This is a genomic window from Streptosporangium sp. NPDC020145 (assembly GCF_040631275.1).
GTDB lineage: Bacteria > Actinomycetota > Actinomycetes > Streptosporangiales > Streptosporangiaceae > Streptosporangium.
On sequence record NZ_JBEXZT010000075.1, the window covers coordinates 1 to 1,362 of the forward strand.

The following is a 1,362-nucleotide window of genomic DNA, read 5'->3' on the forward strand; positions in this document are numbered from 1 at the left end:
TGTCCGCCATACGGCGTTCGTCATGGCGACATCTCCCCCCTGTAGAAGGGTCTCTCGCCCGAGAGCACCTGCTCACCCCCGCAAGGAGAACAATGCGTCCTGTCCGACCGCTGCTTCTGGCTGCCCTGAGCGTCATGCTGGTGGGCGGCTTGGCCGCCCCCGCCTCCAGCCAGAGCATCCCGTCCATCGAACCCCAGGTCGAGACGCCCGCACTCTTCGACGACGAGGCCGGCGGCAATGCCAACGGCGACGACCCCGCGATCTGGGTCCACCCGTCCGACGACGAGGACAGCGTCGTCGTCACCACCGCCAAGGAGGGCGGGCTCAACGTCTACGACCTCGACGGCCAGCTCACCCAGCACATCGACGCCCCCGCCGCCCCCGGCCCCGACGACGAGAACGGCCGGTTCAACAACGTCGACGTCGCCTACGGCTTCGCGGGCAAGGACCTCGCCGTCGTCTCCGACCGCGGGCGCGACCACCTTCGCTTCTACGCCATCAACGACGGCCACCTCACCGACGTGACCGACCCGGCCGTGCCATTCCTCTTCAACAGCACCCAGGCCGAGGTCAACGACCAGGAGACCGGGTACGGCCTGGCCACCTGGAAGGACTCGACCGGCACCTACGCCCTGGTCAGCCGCCGCCACAAGACCTCGATCGGCCTGTTCAAGCTGGTCGCGACCGCGGGCGGCAAGGTGAGCTACCAGCCGGTGCGCACGCTCGACCTGCCCGCCTCCTTCACGCTGCCGAACGGCACGAGCTGGACCCCCTGCATGGAGCCCGACGAGCTCGCCCAGGTCGAGGGCATGGTCGTCGACCAGAACCGCGACGTGCTCTACGCGGCCCAGGAGGACGTCGGCATCTGGCGCCTGCGCGCCGACCTGACCGGCACGCCGGTGCTGCTCGACAAGGTCAAGGAGTTCGGCGTGCCCGGCACGTACGACGAGGAGACCGAGGAGTGCACGCCGGGCGCCGACCCCGGTTACGGCGGCACACACCTGTCAGCCGACGCCGAGGGCCTGACGATCTACTACCGCGAGGACGGCAAGGGCTACCTGCTGGCCTCCAGCCAGGGTGACAACACCTTCGCCGTCTACCGGCGCGAGGGTTCCAACGCCTACCTCGGCCAGTTCCGCGTCGGCTCGGGCAACGGCCTCGACGGCGTCGAGCACAGCGACGGCTCGATGGTGCTCAACGTGCCGCTCGGCGACTTCGACGAGGGCGTCTTCATCGCCCACGACGGCGCCAACACCCCCGAGGTGCCCGACAGGGAAAACACCAACTTCAAGTACACCGAATGGGATGACATCGCCGAGGAGCTGAACCTGGACGTCGACACCGACGGCTGGGACCCGCGCG

The 1,362-nt window shown here is 68.9% G+C and carries 1 protein-coding gene; it reads left to right on the forward strand.

Annotated elements, in window-relative coordinates:
* Positions 1 to 92: 92 nt before the first annotated feature.
* Positions 93 to 1,362: phytase (locus ABZ463_RS41610; protein WP_362785745.1), on the forward strand; the 1,270-nt coding region annotated here is incomplete at its 3' end.